At 62.8% G+C, this 23,077-nt stretch carries 19 protein-coding genes and 2 tRNA genes; 4 read left to right on the top strand and 17 right to left on the bottom strand.

Annotation, left to right across the window (positions count from 1 at the left end; all coding sequences use genetic code 11):
• Positions 1–41: 41 nt before the first annotated feature.
• Positions 42–623 carry an L-threonylcarbamoyladenylate synthase gene (locus ACKTSJ_RS08140; protein WP_407899147.1) on the bottom strand — a complete coding sequence of 194 codons (582 nt, stop codon included), beginning with the start codon at positions 621–623 and terminating at the stop codon, positions 42–44.
• A 117-nt stretch (positions 624–740) separates the two neighbouring features.
• On the opposite strand from ACKTSJ_RS08140, the gene ACKTSJ_RS08135 reads away from it, so the two are divergent.
• Entirely contained in the window at positions 741–947 is a 207-nt protein-coding gene (locus ACKTSJ_RS08135; RefSeq protein WP_407899146.1) for a SlyX family protein, read from the top strand.
• Positions 948–985: 38 nt separating this feature from the next.
• The gene (locus ACKTSJ_RS08130; protein WP_407899144.1) at positions 986–1,444 is read left to right on the top strand and encodes a TerB family tellurite resistance protein; all 459 of its coding nucleotides are present in this window, start codon (positions 986–988) and stop codon (positions 1,442–1,444) included.
• Between the two features lie 263 nt (positions 1,445–1,707).
• Here ACKTSJ_RS08130 and ACKTSJ_RS08125 read toward each other — a convergent pair.
• A tRNA-Ser gene (locus ACKTSJ_RS08125) sits at positions 1,708–1,798 on the bottom strand.
• Between the two features lie 113 nt (positions 1,799–1,911).
• Positions 1,912–2,085 carry a hypothetical protein gene (locus tag ACKTSJ_RS08120; protein WP_407899142.1) on the bottom strand — a complete coding sequence of 58 codons (174 nt, stop codon included), beginning with the start codon at positions 2,083–2,085 and terminating at the stop codon, positions 1,912–1,914.
• Between the two features lie 11 nt (positions 2,086–2,096).
• Here ACKTSJ_RS08120 and mltF point away from each other — a divergent pair, with 11 nt between their 5' ends.
• The gene (mltF, locus tag ACKTSJ_RS08115) at positions 2,097–3,458 is read left to right on the top strand and encodes a membrane-bound lytic murein transglycosylase MltF (protein WP_407899140.1); all 1,362 of its coding nucleotides are present in this window, start codon (positions 2,097–2,099) and stop codon (positions 3,456–3,458) included.
• Between the two features lie 34 nt (positions 3,459–3,492).
• Here the strand turns inward: mltF and ACKTSJ_RS08110 are convergent, their stop codons facing one another.
• The 9 genes from ACKTSJ_RS08110 to ACKTSJ_RS08070 form a co-directional block, all read right to left on the bottom strand.
• Entirely contained in the window at positions 3,493–4,272 is a 780-nt protein-coding gene (locus tag ACKTSJ_RS08110) for a potassium channel family protein (protein WP_407899138.1), read from the bottom strand.
• Between the two features lie 9 nt (positions 4,273–4,281).
• Positions 4,282–5,628, bottom strand: coding sequence for a serine--tRNA ligase (gene serS, locus ACKTSJ_RS08105; protein WP_407899136.1), 1,347 nt, complete (start codon positions 5,626–5,628; stop codon positions 4,282–4,284).
• A 116-nt stretch (positions 5,629–5,744) separates the two neighbouring features.
• A tRNA-Met gene (locus ACKTSJ_RS08100) sits at positions 5,745–5,821 on the bottom strand.
• Positions 5,822–5,891: 70 nt separating this feature from the next.
• Positions 5,892–6,632, bottom strand: a complete 741-nt coding sequence (locus ACKTSJ_RS08095) for an SPOR domain-containing protein (RefSeq protein WP_407899134.1) — start codon at positions 6,630–6,632, stop codon at positions 5,892–5,894.
• A complete protein-coding gene (locus tag ACKTSJ_RS08090; RefSeq protein ID WP_407899132.1) occupies positions 6,629–7,351 on the bottom strand; it encodes a type III pantothenate kinase in 723 nt (240 codons plus the stop codon). The genes ACKTSJ_RS08095 and ACKTSJ_RS08090 overlap by 4 nt, the downstream gene beginning before the upstream one ends.
• On the bottom strand, positions 7,352–8,341 hold the full coding sequence (locus ACKTSJ_RS08085; protein WP_407899130.1) for a biotin--[acetyl-CoA-carboxylase] ligase: 990 nt from the start codon (positions 8,339–8,341) through the stop codon (positions 7,352–7,354).
• Complete coding sequence (locus ACKTSJ_RS08080; protein ID WP_407899128.1) at positions 8,338–9,510, bottom strand: patatin-like phospholipase family protein; 1,173 nt, start codon at positions 9,508–9,510, stop codon at positions 8,338–8,340. The genes ACKTSJ_RS08085 and ACKTSJ_RS08080 overlap by 4 nt, the downstream gene beginning before the upstream one ends.
• A 16-nt stretch (positions 9,511–9,526) precedes the next feature.
• Positions 9,527–9,757 carry a hypothetical protein gene (locus ACKTSJ_RS08075; RefSeq protein WP_407899126.1) on the bottom strand — a complete coding sequence of 77 codons (231 nt, stop codon included), beginning with the start codon at positions 9,755–9,757 and terminating at the stop codon, positions 9,527–9,529.
• Entirely contained in the window at positions 9,757–12,033 is a 2,277-nt protein-coding gene (locus tag ACKTSJ_RS08070; RefSeq protein ID WP_407899124.1) for an NADP-dependent malic enzyme, read from the bottom strand. The genes ACKTSJ_RS08075 and ACKTSJ_RS08070 overlap by 1 nt, the downstream gene beginning before the upstream one ends.
• Before the next feature lie 198 nt (positions 12,034–12,231).
• Between ACKTSJ_RS08070 and ACKTSJ_RS08065 the strand changes: the two genes are divergently transcribed.
• On the top strand, positions 12,232–15,285 hold the full coding sequence (locus ACKTSJ_RS08065; RefSeq protein WP_407899122.1) for an EAL domain-containing protein: 3,054 nt from the start codon (positions 12,232–12,234) through the stop codon (positions 15,283–15,285).
• On the opposite strand, the gene mqo is transcribed toward ACKTSJ_RS08065, so the two are convergent.
• Genes mqo through thiL form a run of 5 tightly spaced genes read right to left on the bottom strand, consistent with a single transcriptional unit; the run spans position 15,276 to position 23,061 of the window.
• Positions 15,276–16,769: a malate dehydrogenase (quinone) gene (mqo, locus tag ACKTSJ_RS08060; protein ID WP_407899120.1), complete on the bottom strand. Its 1,494-nt coding sequence runs from the start codon at positions 16,767–16,769 to the stop codon at positions 15,276–15,278. The two genes, ACKTSJ_RS08065 and mqo, sit on opposite strands and share 10 nt — an antisense overlap.
• 20 nt (positions 16,770–16,789) lie before the next feature.
• Positions 16,790–21,145, bottom strand: a complete 4,356-nt coding sequence (gene hrpA, locus ACKTSJ_RS08055; RefSeq protein ID WP_407899118.1) for an ATP-dependent RNA helicase HrpA — start codon at positions 21,143–21,145, stop codon at positions 16,790–16,792.
• On the bottom strand, positions 21,142–21,630 hold the full coding sequence (locus ACKTSJ_RS08050) for a thermonuclease family protein (protein WP_407899116.1): 489 nt from the start codon (positions 21,628–21,630) through the stop codon (positions 21,142–21,144). The genes hrpA and ACKTSJ_RS08050 overlap by 4 nt, the downstream gene beginning before the upstream one ends.
• The gene (locus ACKTSJ_RS08045; protein ID WP_407899114.1) at positions 21,627–22,133 is read right to left on the bottom strand and encodes a phosphatidylglycerophosphatase A; all 507 of its coding nucleotides are present in this window, start codon (positions 22,131–22,133) and stop codon (positions 21,627–21,629) included. Before ACKTSJ_RS08045 ends, ACKTSJ_RS08050 begins: the two co-directional genes overlap by 4 nt.
• Positions 22,117–23,061 carry a thiamine-phosphate kinase gene (thiL, locus tag ACKTSJ_RS08040; RefSeq protein ID WP_407899112.1) on the bottom strand — a complete coding sequence of 315 codons (945 nt, stop codon included), beginning with the start codon at positions 23,059–23,061 and terminating at the stop codon, positions 22,117–22,119. The genes ACKTSJ_RS08045 and thiL overlap by 17 nt, the downstream gene beginning before the upstream one ends.
• Between the last annotated feature and the right edge of the window lie 16 nt (positions 23,062–23,077).

The following is a 23,077-nucleotide window of genomic DNA, read 5'->3' as shown; positions in this document are numbered from 1 at the left end:
CCCGACCTACATACCTGCGCACGGGAATGATGAGTTAAAAATTATTTTCGCAGGATTCTACCATCGCCCCATGCGCGAATCGTCGAAGGTTGCCTGCGTTTTCCCACGCGCCCGCGCAGAACCCACACTTTTTTTCCGAACAGGCGCCGGCATTCGGCATAGGTCTTTGCGGGACGCATGCCGCTGCGGTTGGCGCTGGTGGAAACCAGCGCGCTGCCCGCGCTGCGGCACAACTGCCTGGCGAAAGGATGACCCGTCAGCCGCACCGCCAGCGTGTCATGCCCCCCGCGCAACCAGCGCGGGCAGGAAGATTTCGCCGGCATCAGATACGTCACCGCCTGCGCGCCTTCCTGCTGCAAACGCAACTGCTCCGCAGCCTTGAGCGGCTGGATGAAAGAGGCGACTTGATGATAGTGCGACGCGACGAGAATCAGCCCCCTGTGCTGCGGCCGCTGCTTCAACTTCAGGATGCGCTGCACCGCCCGCCGATTGCGTGGATCACAGCCGATGCCGTAGCAGGACTCGGTGGGATAAGCGACCAGCCCGCCGTGTTTGAGGTGGGCAGCAAGCAGACGGATGGAAAGGTGCCGCGCTGGTGACATAGTGAGTGTGAAAAAATCCATCGTGGTTGCCTGACGAACCCTGCAACCGCATAACGCGCGCAATCATACCCAAATTGCAGACCGCCGTACCGCGCTACAATGCGCCCCGACCCACTGCTTCATATCCCGAACACGCACATGACTGACGAACGCCTCATCCACATCGAAGAAAAGATCACCTTCCAGGAAGACCTGATCGAAGAACTGAACAAGACGATCTACCAGCAACAACAAAAGATCGAACGACTGGAAGACTGCTGCCGCGAGCTCGCCGCCCAGTTCCGCGCGCTTGCAGAAGCCGGCAACACAGGCCCCACCGCTAACGAAAGACCGCCCCACTATTAACCAACGCGTACTCGTTTCAACATCGCAACTCAAACATCATGCTCAGCAAACTGAACGAATTCTTCGCCCACTTGATCACCCCGAACCAGGATGCGCAGCAACCCACCCACACCCTGCAACTCGCCACCGCCGTACTGCTGGTAGAAGTCATGCGCGCAGATGCCGCGAGCAGCGAGGCCGAGCTGGCCACCGTCATGCGCGCCCTCAAGGAACGATTCCAGCTCAGCGATAGTGAAGGGCAGCGACTCTCTGCGCTGGGCCAAGAGACCGCGCGGCACGCCAGCGATCTTTACCAGTTCACCTCGCTGCTCAACCGCGAACTGTCTCGCGAAGAAAAGGTCCGCATCGCCGAATACATGTGGCAAGTCGCCTATGCCGACCGCCACCTCGGCGCCCACGAAAACCACCTGATGCGCCGGATGACCGAACTGCTGCACCTCTCGCAGGCCGATTACATCACGGCCAAGATGCGGGCAAAGCCGGCGGGCATGGAATGAACGGAACTCGGTTGTGACAGGAGCGATGTACCACTGAATGACCGGCGCGATGACGCACCGCATCGCAGACAAGACAGGGGAGAAGCTTCCAGACCGCTCGCGCATCCCGCTGCGCCCGCATTGACCGGCAACCGCCCCGTTTGCTTTGCATTTCCAGTGCTGGCAACACCCATCTCATCTTTTCGAACGCAAGCGGTTTGCCGCGCCCTGGGAAACCCACATTCTTGCGACTGAAAAACCGCCCACGCGGGGCGGTTTGTGTTTGGCGGAGAGGGAGGGATTCGAACCCTCGGTACGGGGTTACCGTACGCCTGATTTCGAGTCAGGTACATTCGACCACTCTGCCACCTCTCCGTAACTCGGTACTGCTGATGATGCAATATTTGCTGCTTTGTCCCGAGATGTACCTGGTCAGGTACATTGGTTCCGGCCGTCGCTTCGCGACTTAACCTGCAAGCAGGTTAGCCTCACCGCAACACGTCCGCTTCGCAGCCGTGTTGTCGACCACTCTGCCACCTCTCCGAGACTCGCTTCGCTTCAAGTCGCGCCAGTTGCGCCTTGCCATCCGCGAAGGGCGCGCATTTTACCAGCAAGGTTGCGATTTCGGGCAGAATGTTGCTCACCTTCATCCGGAACTGCATGACAGCCCACAATGCGCAGCCTGTACCCCTTGCGAGTGATCGTGCTGATCGGCCTGTTTGCCTGGCTGGCGATCAAGGCCATGAGCTCGCCCCCCGTGCCGGACTGGCGCAGCGGCGAACTGGTGGCGGTGGTACCGGACAAGAGCATGGTCACCGATTCGGCCTTCGAGTCGGATTTGCTGGCGCTGTTTGGCAAGCATCTCAATCTTCGCGTCAAACTGCTCAAGTTGCCGCCCGACGAGGCGGTCGCCGCCCTGCTCGCGGGGCGCGCGCACCTGGCCGCGGGGTTCCGCTCGCATTCCAATCCCTCGCTGCGCTACAGCACGTCCTACCAGCGGCTGGATGAACGCGTGGTGTGCGATGAACGCACGCCGAGAAGCATCGGCGGGCTGTATGCCCGGCAACTGGTGGTTGCCCGCGAATCGGCGCAGGAGTGGGCCTTGCGCAAGGTGCGCGAGGAGTACGACGAACTGGTGTGGGAATCGCGCAGGGAAACCACGGCCACCCAATTGTTGCAGGCTTTGGCGGAAGGAGAGATCGATTGCACCGTCGCCAACGATGAACAGCTCGCCACCTTGCGCAACTATTTCCCCGATCTCGGCAGCGGCTTGAGCCTGAACAGCGATTCCGAATTGAGTTGGGCCATCAGCGCGGAGGGCGACCAGTCCCTGCTGGAAGAGGCCAACGCCTTTTTCGCGGGAATCCGCAACAGCCGGGAACTGCAGCATGCAATCGACCGCTACTATGGCCATAACGACCGCCTTAACGCCATCGACATCACCGCCTTCATCGCCGATGTGCGCGATGTGCTGTCCCGCTATCGGCAATGGTTCGAGGATGCGGGCGGTCTGACCGGGATCGACTGGCGTCTGCTCGCCGCCCTGGCCTATCGGGAATCGCGCTGGGATCCCAACGCCACCTCCTATACCAATGTGCGCGGCATGATGATGCTGACCGAATCGACCGCCGACCGCATGGGCGTGGCGAACCGGCTGGATCCGCGCGAAAGCATCATGGCCGGCGCGCGCTACCTGCAATTGCTGAAAGAACAGTTGCCCCTGCGCATCACCGAACAAAACCGTTTGTGGATGGCACTCGCGGCCTACAACCAGGGCATGGGACATCTGGAAGACGCGCGCATCATGACTCTGCAGCGCGGACTGGACCCGGATGTGTGGGCGGACGTAAAGCGCGTAATGCCGCTGCTCTCGCGCCCGGAATATGCCCAGAACACCAAATTCGGCCGGGCGCGCGGCGGCGAAGCGGTGGTGCACGTCGAGACGGTGCGGCTCTATCACGACATGCTGAAGCGGCTTGATGCGGAGGGGAAACTGCCGGATGCACTGCTTTTTCCCTTCCTCTCTGCCAACTGACCGCACCCCTCCGACCGCCTGGCACGCCCGGCATTCAGTCGCGCCCGCGTTGCTCCTGCAGCATCTGTTCGACGCGCTCCAGCCGCGCCGAGATATCCTTCAGCAGCCGGTCGGATTCGCGCTCTTCCACTTCAATCTTCTCCACATCGCCGCCGATGAAGAAGGCGGCCAGATTGGCGGTGAGCAAGGAGATCAGCACCACCCCGAACAGCACCACCAGCGAGGCGAACAGACGGCCCGCGCCGGTATGCGGTACCACGTCGCCGTAACCGACGGTGGCCATGGTGACCCAGGCCCACCACATGCCGTCCCACACGTCGCCGATCGAGGGATCGACGCGCGACATGATGATGCCGGACAGCACCATGGCGACGAAGGCGACGATGAGGGTGGTACCCAGCCTGTGCTGCGACAGCAGCTTGCGTGCGGATTTTGACATGCGCAACAGCAGCGCCACCACCAGCAGCAGCCGCACGCTGCGCAGCATGCCGATGAGCGGCGCGAACTGCCAGAAATACGGAAAGCCCGCAGTGATGATGAGCAGGTTTAGCCAGTTGCCGAACAGGTAAGCGCGCTTGTCGCGCACCTGCACGGTGAGGATGAGGGTCTCCAGCAGAAAGGCCAGCCACACCAGCCAGTCGGCGATGCGTGCGACGCCGTGGGAGAGGCCGCCAGTCTCTTCCAGATACCACTGCAGCACGATCCACAGCGCCACGCCGACCATCGGCCATTCCAGGCGGCGCGCCCAGTGCCGGGCGGTAGCGGTCTCGCGCTCCGCGACGCCGGCGATACCGAGCAGATGGACGACACTCATCTGCGCACCTTACTTGGACAACTTCTCCATGCCGCCCATGTACGGGCGCAGCACGTCGGGGATGGTCACGCTGCCGTCGGCGTTCTGGTAATTCTCCAGCACCGCGACCAGCGTGCGGCCCACCGCCAGACCGGAGCCGTTCAGCGTATGCAGCAACTCGGGCTTGCCTTGCGCGTTGCGGAAACGCGCCTGCATGCGCCGCGCCTGAAATGCCTCGAAGTTGGAGCAGGAAGAAATTTCGCGGTAGGTATTCTGCGCCGGCAGCCACACCTCGATGTCATAGGTGGTGGCGGACGAGAAACCCATGTCGCCGGTGCACAACTTCACCACGCGGTAGGGCAAGCCCAGTTTTTTCAAAATCGTTTCGGCGTGGCCGAGCAATTGTTCCAACGCCTGGTAGGAGGTGTCGGGATGCACCATCTGCACCAGTTCCACCTTGTCGAACTGGTGCTGGCGGATCATGCCGCGCGTGTCGCGCCCGTAGGAACCCGCCTCGCTGCGGAAGCACGGCGTATGCGCCACGAACTTCAGCGGCAGCTTTTCCAGCGGCACGATCTCGTCGCGCACCATGTTTGTCACCGGGACTTCGGCCGTTGGAATCAGATACCAATTTTCAAACTCGGTCTTAAACTCGGTTTCTTCCTCATTAGTGTAAATGTTTACTTCGGCCGCCTTCCCTTGGACACCGCCAAAGCTAACTTGGAATAAATCTTTTTCAAATTTAGGCAATTGACCTGTGCCTCGCATCGACTTCGAGTTCACGATGTATGGCACATAGGTCTCGGTGTAACCATGCTTGTCGGTATGCGTATCCAGCATGAACTGTGCAAGTGCACGATGCATGCGCGCCAACGGCCCCTTTAACAACGAGAAGCGAGCCCCAGTAATTTTGGTCGCGGTCTCGAAATCCAGTCCGCCCAGACCTTCGCCGATACTGACATGGTCCTGCACCTCGAAGTCGAACTGACGCGGCTCGCCGAACTTGTGCATCTCCACGTTATCCGCCTCGGACTTGCCGACCGGCACGCTGGCGTGTGGCACATTGGGGATCACGGCGAGGAAGGCGTCCATGTCGGCCAGCACTTGCGGCAGCTTGGCTTCGAGCTGCTTCAACTCCTCGCCCAGCGCGCCCACCTCCGCCATGATGGCTGTCGTATCCTCACCCCTGGCCTTGGCCTGGCCGATCAGTTTGGAAGTGGCGTTGCGCTTGGCCTGCAACTCCTGCGCGCGCGTCTGGAGGGTCTTGCGCTCGGCTTCGAATTGCTCGAATCTGGCCGTATCCAGGGTAAAACCGCGGGTCGCCAGGCGTGTGGCCGTCGCGGCCAGATCGTTGCGCAAAGCTTGTATGTCTAACATGAGAACCTCAAATTCAACCCGGATGATCCATTAGCGGGGAATGATATTGCTCGTTGACAATCGGGGGTTAACTCTGCGAAGTTTCATACATCTTCGGAATTTTCGAGAGGATTGATTGGTGGTGATAGGTGGACTTGAACCACCGACCCCAGCATTATGAGTGCTGTGCTCTAACCAACTGAGCTATATCACCAGGAAGCGTTTCGACGGGACAGCGTCCGGTCAAAAAGAGGGCGGCATTTTGCTGATTTAGGGGACATCTGTCAATTGCAGTCTGCGGATTTCAGCTCGCTATCGGGAAAATCGCGCTGCATCTGGTGCAGTTTTTCTTCGGTTGCCGCATCAATCCCGCCCATTTCAAACACGGTAAATTTGAGTTTGCTCTGCCGTTCCCCCACTTTGGCGGTGCGCACCCCTTTTGTTTTAAGCACTTCCAGGAAATTGCGGGCAGCCTGCTCGGTGCGGAACACGCCGAGCGAAATGGCATGCAGCCACTCGCCTGCTTCCTGCACCACAAAATAGTCATTCACCCCCAGTTTCCTGAGCTGATCAATTTTCTTATTTACCCCATCGATATTCTTCTGTGGCGGCATGTACACCCAGTAGCCGCCGGCATATTCAACCGTGCGCCGCTGCAACCTGTCGCCCAGCTGCAACGCCTCCAGTGCAGCGTTTATCCGTGCCAGATTCTCGCCGGAGAACTCGCCCCACGCCAGGCAGCGGGCCGCTCGGGGGGGAGCGGCCAACTCCGGACTCAGGCGCGAGGCCGGCGCGGCAACGATCTCGGCGCGCGCGTCCTGCGCGCTGACCGCAGCAGCGCTGGCGGCTTCAGACTCGGCCTGCAGGCGCAAGGCCGTCGTATCCAGCAACGTGATCTTTTCGGCATTGAGCTCTGCCTGCGCCAACAAGACGTCCGGCACCTCGGCCAGCAACGCCCCCCAGCGCAGCAGGGCAAAGAACAGTACATTGACCAGCAACAACAGGATCAACCATACGCGGCTCATGCTTCGTTTTCTCCCATCACCTGCAAACCGCGCAGGACCAGTTCATCCACCCACAGATAGGGTACGGTCAGTTGCGCCACGGCCGGCTCGGCGGCGCCGCCGCTGACGATGCAGCGTGCAAGCCCGCAGCGCTGCTGCAGCAGGCCGAACTGCTGCATGATCGCGCCCTGAGTTGCGCGCAGTGCGCCGCTGGCAATCGCATCTGCGGTATTCAGTGGAAAATCGCGCACCGCTCCGTCACCGGCCTGCAATTGCGCCGCGCGGTTCGACAGGCTTTCGCACATCAGGGCCATGCCAGGCACGATCACCCCGCCCATGAATTCGCCCTCGCCGGAGAGGGAATCCAGGGTGGTGGCAGTGCCGCAATTGACCACCAGACAGGCCCCGCGCTCTTGCTGCCATGCGCCGACGAGCGCCGCCCAGCGGTCGCTGCCGAGCTGCTGCGGCGACCGATAGCCATTGCGCACGCCGCACTGTTCCGCCGCAGCCGTGATGAAGGCGGGTTCGCATGACCAGAGTGACAGCAGCGTGCGCAGGCGTGCGGTCATGCTGGCGCCCGCCACGTTGGACACCAGCACCCGTGACGGTGGCGGCAAGCCGGCGAATACCGGTAGCAGCGATTCGACGGCGGCATTCTCGATCACGCCGCGTTGCGCCCAGTGTCCGGCCACGACATGCGCCCATTTGCAGCGGCTGTTTCCCACGTCCAGCAGCAACATTCAGCCTCCCCTCAAACTGATCTCGCCCGCGTGAAACACGCGTTCGCCCGCTGCCGTTGCCACGCGCAACGCCCCTTCGTCGGTCACCCCCAGCACCCGCCCCGCGCAGGTCGTCCCATCCGGCAACGACAGCCTGACCTCGCGCTGCTGAAACGCGTGGCCGCGTTCCCATTCGGCTTTCAGCGCGGCGAAGCTGTGCGCCGTGAATAGGTGCAACACCTGCCACAAATGGCGCAACAGGATGCCCAGCACGCGGCTGCGATCACGCAATGGCACGGCGGCAAGCGCGCCCGCCGGCTGATCGATCGCCGCGCGGGCGGTTTCGCTCAAGTTCAGATTGAGTCCGACGCCGATCACAACCGCGCTTGGCCCCAGCATATCGCCCTGTGCCTCAAGCAAAATACCGGCCAATTTCCCCTCGGGCAACAGGATGTCGTTGGGCCATTTCAGGCTGGCCTCCCCCACCCCCAATTCGTGCAGCGCGCGCAACACAGCAACCCCAACCGCCAGGCTCAAGCCCGACAGCGCACCAAGGCCGCAGGCAAAGCGCCAGAGCACGGAAAAGGTCAGCGCATCGCCCAGCGCGGCATGCCATGCCCGCCCCAGACGCCCGCGACCGGCGCTCTGCCATTCCGCCGCCAGCACGCTGCCCGATGGCGCGCCCAGTGCCGCGCGCTGCAACAGCATGGCATTGGTTGACGTCGCATGATCGATGATCTCCAGTTGCAGTGCCCCCGCCCCGGCCATCTGTTCTTTGATGGCGGCCGCATCCAGCCAGTACAAGGGACGCGCCAGGCGGTACCCGCGTCCGCGCACGCGATGCAAGTCCAGGCCGTACGCGCCGACTTCCTGCAAGGCGTTATGCACACTAGCCCGCGACAGGCCCAGCTGTCCGGCCATCGCCTCGCCGGAATGGAATTCGCCGTCGGCCAGACATCTCAGCAGGGCGAAGGTCCTCGGGCGCAGCGGATTTTGCGGCACGGGATTCATTGCGCCAGATCGGTACAGAGCGGCGCCCCGCCCTGTTGCAGGAACTCGGTAATTTCGGCGCGCCGTTGCAGCGTGTCCTGATACCCCAGTTCAATCAGCGCACGGCAATACTCCTTCTCGAACAGCAGATAGCTGACCAGATTGGCACCGGAACCGCGCCGCACCCCGAGCAGGCGCAACAGCACCCGGATCGTCCACGGCAGATGCGCAACATGGCGCTCAGCGATTTTTTCCAGCGGCTGACTGGGCGTGATCACCAGCGCATCGATTTTGCGCAGCGTGAACTGCGAACGCAGCGCCTCCGGAATCGCGCTCACGGTATGGTTGATGCGCTGCAGACGCTCCAGATCCACCCCCAGCCCGTCGAGAAAAATACTGTCCAGCGCATGTCCGGCAATCTCGGCCAGCGACGGATAGTGCTCGATCTTGGTGCGTTGGTCGCCCTCGTCCGCCGCGCGCTGGCCGACCCCGACCACCAGCACCCGCTCCGCCCCCAGATGCAGGGCCGAGCTGATCGGCGCGACCTGGCGCATCGATCCGTCGCCGAAAAATTCGCGATTGACATGCACTGCCGGGAAGATGAACGGGATGGCCGAAGAGGCGAGCAGATGCTGGATATCGATGTGGGTCGGGACGCCGACCCGGCGGGCGCGCTTCCACGGCGCAATCTCCGGCACTCCCTGATAAAACGTCACCGAATGCCCAGAACCGTAGCCGGACGCCGTGATCCCCAGCGCATGCAACACGCCGTCGTCGATCTGGCGCTGGATCAGCTCGCACGGCAGGACGCGTTCCAGGAACGTGCGCATGGGCGAATTGTCCAGCAGCGAAACACGGTTCAGACGATTGCTGCCGAACATGCTCAACAGGAGACCCAGCAGCCAGCGCACGCTATTGTCGAGCACCCCCAGCGTGTCGGCGCGATAGATGTCGGTCACGCGCGCGTTGTTCCAGATGTTGAGCAGGTAGCGCACGCCCTTGCGAAAATGGCGCGCATTGACCGCCAGCGTCACTGCATTCAAGGCGCCGGCAGACGTGCCGCAGACCACATCGAACGGCAGCCTGGCGCGATACGACGTGAACTCGGTCAGCCCCTTCAGCACCCCGACCTGATAGGCGGCGCGCGCGCCGCCGCCGGTGAGGATGAGTCCGATCTTCTGTTTAGACATCGTCCATGCCGCTGGTTTATCCGCGCGCCTTTACCGCTTCGAGCGCATCGCGCAGGGTTTCCTCGGGCAAGGCATTGAGGTACTCGGAGATCTTCTCTGCGGGCTCCACCGCTTTCGGCTGCAACAGGCCGACTTCGACATTGGCCACCAGCACCGCCGCGGCCCCCACCACCCGGAGCAGGCGCGCGCGCTCCGCCATCAGCAGCTCGATCTCCTGGCTCAACAACTCGACTTCCTGCTTGTTCATCACTCGCTCCTTGTCTTGACGCCGGCGACTGCCAGCGCGCTCATGTTCACGATGCGGCGTGCCGTCGCGGTCGAAGTCAGAATATGCGCCGACTTGTTCGCCCCCAGCAGGATGCTGCCGATGGTGATGCCATCGCCCGCCGTCATCTTGAGGAGATTGTAGGCGATGTTGGCCGCATCCAGATTCGGCATCACCAGCAGGTTCGCCTGTCCCTTCAGGCGCGCCGCCGGAAATATCCCGCCGCGCATCGTTTCCGACAGCGCCGCATCGCCGTGGATCTCGCCCTCGACTTCCAGCTCGGGCGCCTGCAACTCAAGCAACTCCCGCGCGCGCGCCATCTTGCGCGCCGAGGCATCCCGATGGCTGCCGAAGTTGGAATGCGAAAGCAGCGCCACCTTCGGCGTGATGCCGAAGTAACGCACCTCCTCCGCCGCCAGCAAGGTCATCTCGGCGATCTCTTCCGCGCCGGGGTCGAGGTTCACGTGCGTGTCGCAGATGAACAGGGTGTGCTTGGGCAGCAGCAGAATGTTCATGGCGCCGTACACGCTCCCACCGGGGCGGTGCCCGATCACCTCGTCGATATAGCGCAGGTGATACAGCGGCTGATCCACCGTGCCGCACAGCATCGCATCCGCCGCCCCCATGCGCACCAGCATCGCGGCGATCAGCGTGCTGCGGCGGCGCATCTCGCGCTTCGCCACTTCCGGCGTCACCCCTTTGCGCGCCATCAGGCGGTGATATTCCGTCCAGTATTCGCGGTAGCGCGGATCGTCGTCCGGATTGACCAGCTCGAAATCATGGCCGGCGCGGATACGCAGCCCGAGCCGGGCGATACGCGCCTCGATCACGGCGGGCCGGCCCACCAGAATCGGCCGCGCGATGCCCTCGTCCACCACGGTCTGCACCGCGTGCAGCACGCGCTCGTCCTCGCCCTCGGCGTAGGCCAGCCGGTGCGGCAGCTTCTTCGCCATCTCGAACACGGGCTTCATCAGCAGATTGGAGTGATAGACGAAACCGGAAAGCTGTTCGACATAGGCGTGCATGTCGCCGATCGGGCGCGTCGCCACGCCGCTGTCCATGGCCGCCTGCGCCACGGCGGGCGCGACCTTGGAGATCAGGCGCGGATCAAACGGTTTCGGAATCAGATACTGCGTCCCGAAACTCAGGCTCTCCTCGCTGTACACGGCGGCGACTTCTTCCGACTGCTCCGCCTCGGCCAGCGCCGCAATGGCATACACCGCGGCTTTCTTCATCGCCTCGTTGATGGTGGTCGCCCCCACATCCAGCGCGCCGCGGAAGATATAGGGGAAACACAGCACATTGTTCACCTGGTTGGGGAAATCGGAGCGCCCCGTCGCCAGGATGGCATCCGGCCTGGCTGCCAGCGCCAGTTGCGGCAAAATCTCCGGCACCGGGTTTGCCAGCGCAAAAATCAGCGGCTGCCGCGCCATCTGTTTCACCATCTCCGGTTTCAGCACGTTGCCGGCCGACAGCCCCAGGAAAATATCCGCATCCGCGATCACCTCGCCCAGCGTGCGCGCCCGGGTGTCCTTCGCATAACGCGCCTTGTTGTCATCCATCTCTTCGGTGCGGCCGGTATAGACCACGCCCTTGATGTCGGTGACGATGATGTTTTCCATCCGCACCCCGAGCGCCACCGCCATGTCCAGACAGGCCAGCGCCGCTGCGCCTGCCCCGCTCGCCACCAGCTTGACCTCTTCGATTTTCTTGCCGACGACTTTCAGCCCGTTGATCAGCGCCGCGCCGACGATGATGGACGTGCCGTGCTGGTCGTCGTGGAACACCGGGATGCGCATGCGCTCGCGCAGCTTGCGCTCGACATAGAAACACTCGGGCGCCTTGATGTCTTCCAGATTGATGCCGCCGAAGGTCGGCTCCAGCGCGGCGATGATCTCCACCAGCTTGTCCGGATCGTTCTCGGCGATCTCAATGTCGAACACGTCGATGCCGGCGAACTTCTTGAACAGCACCGCCTTGCCCTCCATCACCGGCTTCGCCGCCAACGGGCCGATATTGCCCAGCCCCAGCACCGCCGTGCCGTTGCTGATGACCGCGACCAGATTGCTGCGCGACGTCATGTTGCGCACCTCGGCTGGATTCGCCACGATCAGCTCGCAGGCGGCCGCCACGCCGGGCGAATACGCCAGCGCCAGGTCGCGCGCGGTATGCAGCGGCTTGCTGGCATTGACCGTGATCTTGCCCGCCGGGGATTGGCGGTGATATTGCAGGGCCGCTTCGCGAATCTGGGTATCCATGACGATGACCTCTAAAGTTTGTAAAAACGGTGCCGATTATAGACCAGCGCCCTGCTTGCCGAGGCGCGAAGCAGCAACCGTTGGCGCCTCCCGTGGAAGTCTGGGAGAATGACGCGGCCCGGCTGCATCTTTCACAAAATTAACGCAGAAAGAAAATGTGTGCCCCTCGTTCATCCGTTCGCTTGCCCGAAGCCTGTCGTGAATGACAGTCTTCTGCTTACCTTGCGTCGATTGCGCGGCTGGCGCCTGATCGTACCGGTCTCGCTGGCCGTCCTGCTTGCCGTCGAGCTGATCGTGTCCGGCATGGACCTGTTGCTGAACGGACAGGTCAGTGCCGAGTACCTGCTGACCGGGCTCGTCGCCGCCGGCCTGGCCGCCCCCGCCAGCCTTTACTTCGTAGAACGCCTGCTGGCGGAACTCGCCCGCATCGAACAACAAGCCCTGAAAAACGACCTGACCTCCGCCATTGACACAGCACAGATGGTGTTCTGGCAACTCGACCTGAGCAGCGGGCAACTGCGTTACGACGGGCGAGCGATGGCCTGGCTCGGCGCGGATTTGATCGAAGCGCATAGCGTTGACGACTGGCTGAAACTGGTCCACCCGGACGACCGAGGCCCGTTTTTGCAACAGTTCCAGGCCGCACTCCCGCCCGGCGCACCCGATTTCAACCTGGCCTACCGGATCGCACAGCACACCGGCGGCTGGGGCTGGGTCAGAACCCGGGGGCGCATCACCCGGCGCGATGCGGCAGGGACGCCGTTGCTCGCCGAGGGCGGCACGCTCAACATCAACCCGCAGAAGCAAGCCGAAATTGAGGTACAGGAAACCTCCGCGCGCCTGCAGCAGATCTTCGAGGCCAATCCCGATCTGATGCTGATCAGCCGCCTCGCCGACGGCCGCATCACCGACGTGAACGAGGCGTTCGTGCGAATTTCCGGCTTCAGCCGCGCAGAAGCCATCGGCAACACCACGCTCAATCTGAACCTGTGGACGAACGGGGCCGACCGCGAACGCATGGTGCACGAGCTGACCCGCCGGGGCCGCTGCGAAAACCTGGAGACCACGTTCCAGACCCGCGCCGGCCAAACCGTTCGCGGATCGCTGTTCGCGGTGGTCACCCGGTTGAACGGCGCAGCGCACGTGATCAGCACAATGCGCGATATCACCCAGCAAAAACAATTGCAGGACGCACTGCGCAGCAGCGATCAACGCCTCCGCCTGGCGTTGGAGGCTGCGCATATGGGGGTGTGGGAATACGACTTCGCGACGAACAGGATGCATTGGTCGGAAGAAATCTTCCGCTACCTCGGTCTCGAGGCCGGGCAGGCCAGCAAAGAATTTTTCCTGCAGTCCATTGTGGCGGAAGACGCTGAGATCCCGTTACGCGCGCTGCAACAGGCGCTAACCGGCGGCCATGACTACCATGCCATCTACCGGGTGCGGATCAACGCAACGGTGTGCTGGATCGAGGACCGTGGCCAGGTCAAATTGGACGCGGACGGCCGCCCGCAGAAAGTGGTCGCGGTGATCCATGACATCACCCCATACAAAACGACTGAAGAAGAACTGCGCCGCCATCAGGCGCGCCTGAACAATGCCCAGCGCATTGCCCGGATCGGCCACTGGGAACTCGAACTGGGCACCAACAAAATGTCATGGTCGGATGAAGTCTTCAACATTTTTCAATGGGACGCGGCCAGCCCGCCGGAAACGTACGAAGAATTCATGGCGGCCATTTTCCCGGAGGATCGTGCCGCGGTGCATGACACCTTCATGCGCGCCATGGAAGCGCGAGAACCGTGTCGCATCACCCACCGCGCACGCATGCCCGATGGGACAATCAAGTATGTTGAAGAACAGTGCGAAACCCACTTTGATCCGGAAGGGAATCCCGTCCGGTCGATGGGAACGGCGCAGGACATCACCGAAAGAAAAGCATCGGAAGATTTGATCTGGAAGCAAGCCAACTTCGATCAGCTGACCGGCCTGCCCAACCGCCGCATGTTCTACGATCGTCTGGCGCAAGACATCAAAAAGGCACACCGCGGCCAGACGAAACTGGCGCTGATGTTCCTTGACCTCGATCACTTCAAGGAGGTGAACGATACGCTGGGCCACGGCCAGGGCGATGCGCTATTGGTTGAAGCGGCGCAGCGCATCACCACCTGCGTGCGCGAATCCGACACGGTCGCCCGTTTGGGCGGCGACGAATTCACGCTCATTCTGTCCGAACTGGAGGATCGCACCATTGCCGAGCGAATCGCAATCGCGATCCTGACCGCGCTGGCACGCCCATTCAAGCTGGATGGGGCGGTCGCCTATGTCTCCGCCAGTATCGGCATTACGCTCTTCCCGGAGGATGCCGTCAGTCTCGACGACATGCTGAAGAATGCCGACCAGGCAATGTATGTCGCCAAAAACGCGGGGCGCAACCGTTTCAGCTATTTCACCAGCGCCATGCAGGATGCCGCGCTGTTTCGCCTGCAAATCCAGCACGATTTGCGCACCGCACTGTCCGAACAGCAGTTCCAGGTGCATTACCAGCCGATTGTGGAGACCCGCAGCGGCCGGATTCACAAGGCGGAAGCCTTGCTGCGCTGGTTCCATCCCCAGCGCGGTCTGATCAACCCGGCGGAATTTATCCCGCAGGCGGAAGAATCCGGGCTGATCCACGAGATCGGAGCGTGGGTGTTTGCGCAGGCGGCACGGCAGGCGCGCGAATGGGCCTCGCGCTACAGCCTCGACTTCCAGATCAGCGTCAACGCCTCCCCGCTGCAAATCCAGTCCAAAATGAACCACAGCAAATGGCAGCCCCATCTGGAGTCCAACAAAACCCTCGGTCGCAACCTGTTGATCGAGATCACCGAAGGCGTATTGCTGGGCAACTCGGCCACCGTCAGGGCGGAACTGTCTGCCTACCGCGAGGCGGGTATCCAGCTCGCCATCGACGACTTTGGCACCGGCTACTCCGCCTTGTACTATCTGAAAAAACTGGATGTCGCTTACATCAAGCTCGACCAGTCGTTCATTCGCAATTTGGAGCACAACGAGAATGATACGGCGCTGGTGGAGGCCATCATCATGATGGCCCACAGACTGGGGCTGCAGGTGATTGCCGAAGGCGTGGAAACGCAAGCGCAGCTGGACATCATGACGGCGATGGGGTGCGACTTCACCCAGGGATTTCTGCATTCCCGCGCGATTCCCGCGCACGAGTTCGAACAGTTGCTACTCAACCACTATTTTTGACCGGCCGGCTCCAGCCGCAACACGCGGCGGGTGTGTCGGCGCACCGCGTCCAGTTCGCGCGGGTGCGTGTCGAGCTTGACCCCGAGGGCGGGAATCATCTCGTGCAGCACGCGCTGCCAGGCAGCCGATTTCATTTCCTGCGGGAACGCATGCCGCAACACTTCCAGCATGGCCGAGACCGCGGTGGAAGCACCCGGGGAGGCCCCGAGCAGGGTGGCCAGCGAACCGTCGCGGGTGGCGACGATCTCGGTGCCGAACTCCAGCCGCCCGCCGCGTTCGGCGCAGGATTTGATGATCTGCACGCGCTTGCCGGCGGGCGCGAGTTGCCAGTCCTTGCCGTCCGCATCGCGCATGAAACCGCGCAGGGCATCCACGCGGTCGTCGAATCCCTGCATGGCTTGCGCCGCGAGATAACGCATCAGGTCGAGATTGTCGCGCGCCACCGCCAGCATGGGCGCGAGGTTGCCCCCGCGCAGCGAAGCGACCAGATCGAAGCGCGACCCCTGCTTGAGGAATTTGGTGGTGATGCCGGCAAACGGCCCATACAGCAGCACCTTGTCGCCGCCGATCACGCGCAGGTCGAGGTGCGGCACCGACATCGGCGGTGCGCCGACCGGCGCCTTGCCATAGACCTTGCTGGCGTGGCGTTGGACCAGATGCGGCGCGCGCGACACCAGCCAGTGCCCGCTGACCGGGAATCCGCCATAGCCGCGCGCTTCTTCCACCCCGGCCTTTTGCAGCAGCGGCAGCGCCGCGCCGCCGGCGCCGATGAACACGAAGCGCGCCACCACGGTGCGCCGCGCGCCGGTGTGCGCATCCTCGATGCGCACGTGCCAGCCGTCGGCATGGCGTTTGATGCCGGTCACCGCATGCGACAGGTGAAGCTCGAAGGCGTCCGACTTTGCCGTGGCATGGATGAGCTTGCGGGTCAGTGCGCCGAAATCCACATCCGCGCCGTGCGCGACATAGGTGGCGGCGAGCTTTTCATGGCTGCCGCGCTGCGCCATCACCAGCGGCATCCAGTCGGACAGGCGCGCATGGCGGGTGCTGTATTCCATTTCCGCGAACAGCGGGTGTGCGGCGAGCGCCGCGTGGCGGCGGCGCAGAAAATCCACATCGTCCGCCCCGGCGACGAAACTCTGGTGCGCCACGCGGTTGATGAAACGGGCCGGATCGGCAATGTCGCCGCGCTCGACCAGGTGCGCCCAGAATTGCAACGACTGCTCGAAGTCGGCGTTGATCTTCAGCGCGCGCGCGATTTCGATCTCGCCGTTTTTCTTTTGCGGCGTGTAGTTCAGTTCGCAATAACCGGCATGGCCGGTGCCGGCGTTGTGCAGGGGATGGGAAGATTCCTGCGCCGTTTTCGACAACTGCTCCACCAGCATGATCGTGCGCGACGGATCGAGCAGCGCCAGCAACCTGCCCAGCGTGGCGCTCATCACACCCGCCCCCACCAGCAACACATCCACTTTCTTGTTCGACATTCTGTTCTCTCGATTGGGGTTTAACGGTTCATCTCGTCCAGTATCTTCTGCAAACGCTTCGCCGACACGATCACCGGCGTCTTCAGCTCCTGCGCGAACAGTGACACGCGCAACTCCTGCAACATCCAGCCGAAGTCCTCCAGCCGCTTGTCGCGCGCGCCCTGTTGCGCTTGCAGGCGGCGTTGCCATTGCTGCTGCAAGGGCAGCAACTGGGCCAGACTGGTGGCGTCGCGCGCCGGATTGCTGCGCAGCTTTTCCAGCCGCACGTTGATCGCCTTCAGGTAGCGCGGCAGGTGCTGCATGCGCTCGTAGGGGGTGCGGGCGATCCAGCCTTTGCCCAGCAGCCCTTCCAGTTGCTGGCGGATGTCCTGCGTGGCTTGTCCGTTCGACTTGAAGGCAGGCAAGATTTTTTGCAGCGTCTGATGTTCGGTGAGTACCGTACCGACCAGGCGCGCGATCTCCTGCCCCACCAGATTGAGGCGCGACTTGGCGTCCTTGCAGCGCGCGCTGAATGTCTTCTCGCCGTCTGGCAGCGGATCGTTCAGGCAGCAGCGGTCGAAGGTCACGGAAAGGATTTGCTCCTGCAAGTCCTGCTGGCTGCCGAAGGGCAGGAACAGCATCGCCATCTTCTGCAAGTCGGGCAGGTTCTTTTCCAGAAACTTCACCTGCTCCTTCAGCGCCAGCATGAACAGGCGGCGCAGGCCGGCACGGTGCACGGCTTGCGCTTCGTCTGCAGTATCGAAAGCCTGCAGCGTCACCGCATCGCCTTCGTCGTGCAGCGCGTTGAACACCGTCACTTGCTGACCGGCACGCGGCACTTGCGCGGTCGCGGCGAAGTCGCCGAAATCCCAGGTGGTGTGGCGCTGCAAGTCTTCCCTCACCCCAACCGCTCTCCCGGAGAGCGAGGGGCTAGATTCAGCGCACCGCCCTTGCTCCCTCTCCCCCCGGGAGAGGGCTGGGGTGAGGGAAAGTGTCGGCGCCCACTCGCCGCGCAGCTGCATGAAGTTGCGCCCCATGCCGAGTTGCCGCCCGTGTTCTTCAATGACGCGAAAGTTCATCAGCAGATGGGGCGGCAGTTGTTCCAAACGGAACGCGTCCAGCGGCACGTCCACCTGCTTCTGCTCGCGCAGGTAGCGCGCGATGGCTTGCAGCAGCGGGACATCGGAAGGCTTCACGTCCGCACAGAACGCGGCGGCAAACTCCGGCACCGGCACACAATGACGGCGCAGCTTCTGCGGCAGAGACTTCAGCAGTTGCGCCACCTTCTCCGCCAGGATGCCCGGCACCAGCCATTCGCAGCGCGCGGGCTGCACCTGATTGAGCAGCGCCTGCGGCACGGTCAGCGTGACGCCGTCGTCGTGCTTGCCCGGCGCGAAGTTGTAGGCCAGCGCGTAGCTGACATTGTTCATCTGCAACTGCGGCGGGAAGTGCTCGGTGGTGATGCCCGCCGCCTCGTGGCGCATCAGGTCGTCCTTCTTCAGGTACAGCAGCTTCGGCTGTTCGCGCTCCGCTTCCTTGCGCCATTTCTCGAAATCCGCAGCGTTGTGCAGACCGGGCGGAATGCGCGCATCGTAGAAGGCGAAGATCAATTCATCGTCCACCAGCACGTCGGGACGGCGCGCCTTGTGTTCCAGTGCCTCGATGTCGGCGATGAGTTTCTGGTTGTGCGCGAAGAATGGCGCCTGGGTGTTGAACTCGCCCTCCACCAGCGCGGTGCGGATGAACACCGCGCGCGCCTCTTCCGGATTCATCGGCCCGTAGTGCACGCGCTTCTTCGGGTTGATGAGCAGGCCGAACAGGGTGCTGCGCTCCCACGCCGCCACCTGCCCCGCCTTCTTCTCCCAGTGCGGATCGAAGTAGCTGCGCTTCATCAGGTGGTCGCCCACCTCCTCCAGCCATTGCGGTTCGATGCGCGCCACGCAGCGCGCATACAGGCGCGTGGTCTCCACCAGCTCTGCCGCCAGCACCCACTTCGCGCCCTTCTTCGCCAGCACCGAATTGGGCGCGATGAAAAATTTGGTCTCGCGCGCGCCGAGGTAGTGCGGCTCGTTCACCGCGCGCGTGCCGATGTTGCCGATCAGTCCGGTGAGCAGTGCCTTGTGAATCTGTTCGTAACTCGCGGGCTGCTCGTTAAGGCGCATGTTCATCTCCGCCATCTGTGCATGCAGTTGCTGGTGCAGCTCGTGCCATTCGCGCAGGCGCAGCGGCGACAGGAAGTGGTCGCGGCATTCGGTCGCCCACAGCTTGTTGCTCTTCTTGTGCTGCACGCCCTTCTTGAACCAGTCCCACAACTTGAGATAGGCCAGGAAATCCGAACGCTCGTCGTTGAAGCGCTGGTGCGCGGCATCGGCCGCCTCGCGTCGCTCCGCCGGGCGGTCGCGCGGGTCCTGCAAGGACAGGGCGCTGGCGATGATGACGATCTCGGTCAGGCAGTGGTATTGCTTGCCGGCGAGCAGCAGGCGCGCGATCTTGGGGTCGAGCGGAAGCTTTGCCAGTTGATGGCCGATGGGCGTCAGTGCTCGACTCCCTCTCCCTCCGGGGGAGGGCTGGGGCGGGGGAACACTCTCGGATATGGCCCCCAACTCTGTCAGCAACTGGTAGCCGTCGGCGATGGCGCGCGAACCGGGTGGCTCGATGAACGGGAATTCGGCCACATCTCCCAGACCGAGCGCGCTCATGCGCAGAATGACGGTGGCCAGTGACACGCGGAAAATCTCCGGGTCGGTGAACTCGGCACGCTGCGCGAACTCCTCCTCGTCATACAGCCGGATGCAGATGCCGCTCATCACGCGACCGCAACGGCCGGCGCGCTGGTTTGCCGCCGCGCGCGCGATCTTCTCGATGTGCAACTGTTCCACCTTCTGGCGGATGCTGTAGCGGTTGACGCGCGCCACGCCGGTGTCGATCACATAGCCGATGTTGGGCACGGTGAGCGAGGTCTCGGCAACGTTGGTGGCTAGCACCACGCGGCGCTGGTGGCCGACCTTGAACACGCGATCCTGTTCCGCCGTGGACAGGCGCGAGAACAGCGGCAGGATTTCGATGCCCTTGTGCTGATGCTTGCGCAAGGCTTCGGCCGTTTCGCGGATCTCGCGCTCGCCCGGCAGGAACACCAGCACATCGCCGCGCAAGCCGCCAATGGAAAGTTCATCCAGCGCTGAACAGATCGCCTGCGGCACATCCTGCATCTCGCCTTCCTCGTCTTTTTGCGGCGGGCGATAGCGTATCTCGACTGGATAGGTGCGGCCGGAGACTTGAATGACGGGAGCGAGTTGCGATGCATTGTTCTCAACAGCGCGTTCCCTCACCCCACCCCTCTCCCCGGGGGAGAGGGAGCCAGAGCCCCGCTGCGTCACTAGCCCCTCGCCCTTCGGGAGAGGGGTTGGGGTGAGGGCAGCCTCACTTAACCAGTCGAATATTTTCTGGAGTACGCCTTCTGTATTTTTCAGCACGTCATGATTCCAGAAGCGCAGCACTGTGATGCCTTGTGCATTCAGCCAGACACTGCGTTTCTCATCATGTTGTGACTGCTTATCCTCTGCATGCTGTCCACCATCTAGCTCGACTGCAAGCTTAGCTTCATGGCAATAAAAATCCAGGATGTATGCGCCCAATGGATGCTGCCTGCGGAATTTTGCATCCAGCAATTGACGATCCCTGAGCAGCTTCCATAACAGCTGCTCGGCATCAGTCGCATTCTTGCGCAGGAGTCGAGCATGGGTGAGCAACGTTTCCGGTAGTGCGGCATGAAACTCAAGCTTCTCCCCCTCCTTGGCCCTCCCCCTTTGGGAGAGGGGACTGGTGTCGAAGTGTTTTGCAAACCGCTCCGCGTCCAGCGTGGCCGAGGTGATGATGAGCTTCAGGTCGGGACGTCGGGGCAGCAGTTGTTTGAAATAGCCAAGCAGGAAATCGATGTTCAACGAGCGTTCGTGCGCTTCGTCGATGATCAGCGTGTCGTACTGTTTCAGCAGCGGGTCGCTGTGGATCTCGGCCAGCAGGATGCCATCGGTCATCAGCTTGATGGCGGAATCGGGCGACACCTTGTCGTTGAAGCGCACCTTGTAGCCGACCAGCCCGCCCAGCTCCGACTTCAATTCCTGCGCGATGCGCGCGGCCACCGAACGCGCGGCGACACGGCGCGGTTGCGTGTGGCCGATCACGCCTTTGACCCCGCGCCCGATGGAGAGGCATATCTTTGGCAGTTGCGTGGTCTTGCCGGAGCCAGTCTCGCCACAGACAATCACGACCTGATTTTTTTCGAGCGCCTCTGCCAGTTCATCACGGCGCGCGACCACCGGCAGATCAGCGGGATACTCGATGGGCTGCGCGGCGGTGATACGGGCGAGACGACGCTCGGCCAGACCGGACAGCTTCATGGGGTGCCTGCTGCCGGTTTGGGTTGCCACGGATGCGCGCGCCGCCACTGCCAGGGCGGCGTCGGTTCGGCATCCGCCCACAGGCCGCGGCGCGCCTGTTGCGCTTCCTGTTGCAGGGCGAGGTATGTCTGATCCGCATGATGGTGCGAATATTCCCACGCCATGCCGCGCCGCACCTGTTCCTGGTTGATGTTGCGACCGTCCACATACAGCGTGGCGAGGAGCCGCTTATATTGGTCGACGGCCTGCGTCTCAAGCCGCACATCGCGCTTGCACACGAGTTCGCACAAAGAGCGGCGCGAACGCCTGCCGTAGGGCTGGGTCTTTTCCGGCGCATCGATGGCAAGCAGTCGCGCCTTGATTTTCTGTTGATCGCGCAACACCAGCACGGTGTCGCCGTCCAGCACCGCGATCACTTTGGCATCGAAGGTTTCCGCCTGGGCACTGAACACCAGGCAGAATAACAGGCCGCACCACCTCTTCATGCCAGTACGGTCTTGAGAATGGCCAGACAGAGCAAGGCATACCCCGCCGCGAGCAGATCGTCGAACATCACGCCGAGCCCGCCATGCCAGTGCTGGTCGAAATGGCGGATCGGCGGCGGCTTGACGATGTCGAAGAAACGGAACAGCAGGAATGCCAGCAGTTGCCAGGCCGGCTCGTTCGGCGTGAAGAACAGCACGAGGAGAAAAGCCACCACTTCGTCCCACACGATGCCGCCGTAATCCGCCACGCCCAGCGCACGGCCGGTGATGTCGCACACCCATACGCCGATGGCGAACGCCCAGATCAGCACCAGAAGGAACAGCATGTCGGACAGGCGCGGCGCCAGGTACCAGTAGAACGGGAAAGCGACCAGCGTGCCGAAGGTGCCGGGTGCCTTGCGCGCCAGCCCGCTGCCGAAACCAAACGACAGCAGATGCGCCGGATGGCTGAACAGGAAGCGCCAGCCGGGTTGCACCTTCAGTTCGTCATGCGAAGTGGTCATAGCCCGCCTTTTCGATTTTCATTTCCATGCCCGCCGCATCGCGCACGACACAGCCGCGCCCCGCCCTGATTTTGCCGATGCGGGTCAGGTTCAGATCGAGTTGCGCGGCCAATGCCGTGAGCGTATCGCGCGCCGCCGCAGGCGCGGTAAAACACAGTTCGTAATCGTCGCCGCCGCCCAGCGCGCACTGTTGCGCCCGTTCTGCTTCCACCCCCGTCTCGACGCAGGGCAAGGCCGCGATTTCCAGTTCTGCGCCAACCGCCGACCGTTGCAGGATATGCCCCAGATCGGCATACAGGCCGTCGGAAATGTCGATCGCGCTGCGGGCGATGCCGCGCAGGGCCAGACCCAGCGCGATGCGCGGCATCGGCTGATGCAGCGCCTGCAGGCAGTCTTCCCGCACCTGATCGTAGAGCCGGAGCCTGCCCTGCAGATGCGCCAGGCCCAGCGCGGCGCGACCGAGCGTGCCTGATACCCAGATGTCGTCATCCGGCTGTGCGCCGTCGCGGCGCAGGGCGCGTCCGGCCGGCACTTCGCCCATGATCGTGACGCACAAATTGAGCGGCCCGCGCGTGGTGTCGCCGCCCACCAGTTCCACCCCGTGCGCGTCGGCCAGCGCAAAAAAGCCGTCGCTGAAACGCTGCAACCACGGCCCGTCCGCCTGTGGCAGCGCGAGCGACAGGGTCGCCCAGCGCGGGACGGCACCCATCGCCGCCATGTCAGACAGATTCACCGCCAGCGTCTTGTGTCCGAGCAGGAACGGATCGGCATCCGCCAGGAAGTGGGTGCCGCATACCAGCATGTCGCTGGAGACCGCCAGCTCCTTGCCCGCACCAACGGCGACCAGCGCCGCATCGTCGCCCACTCCCAATGCCGCACTCGGTGCGGGACGGGTGAAGTAACGCTCGATGAGATCGAATTCGGACATGGAGTTTGCTCTACAA

Source organism: Ferrigenium sp. UT5, from assembly GCF_045866295.1.
Classification (GTDB): Bacteria; Pseudomonadota; Gammaproteobacteria; order Burkholderiales; family Gallionellaceae; genus Sideroxyarcus.
The sequence above is the reverse complement of the archived record's forward strand: the minus strand, read 5'-3'. Positions and strand labels throughout refer to the sequence as shown.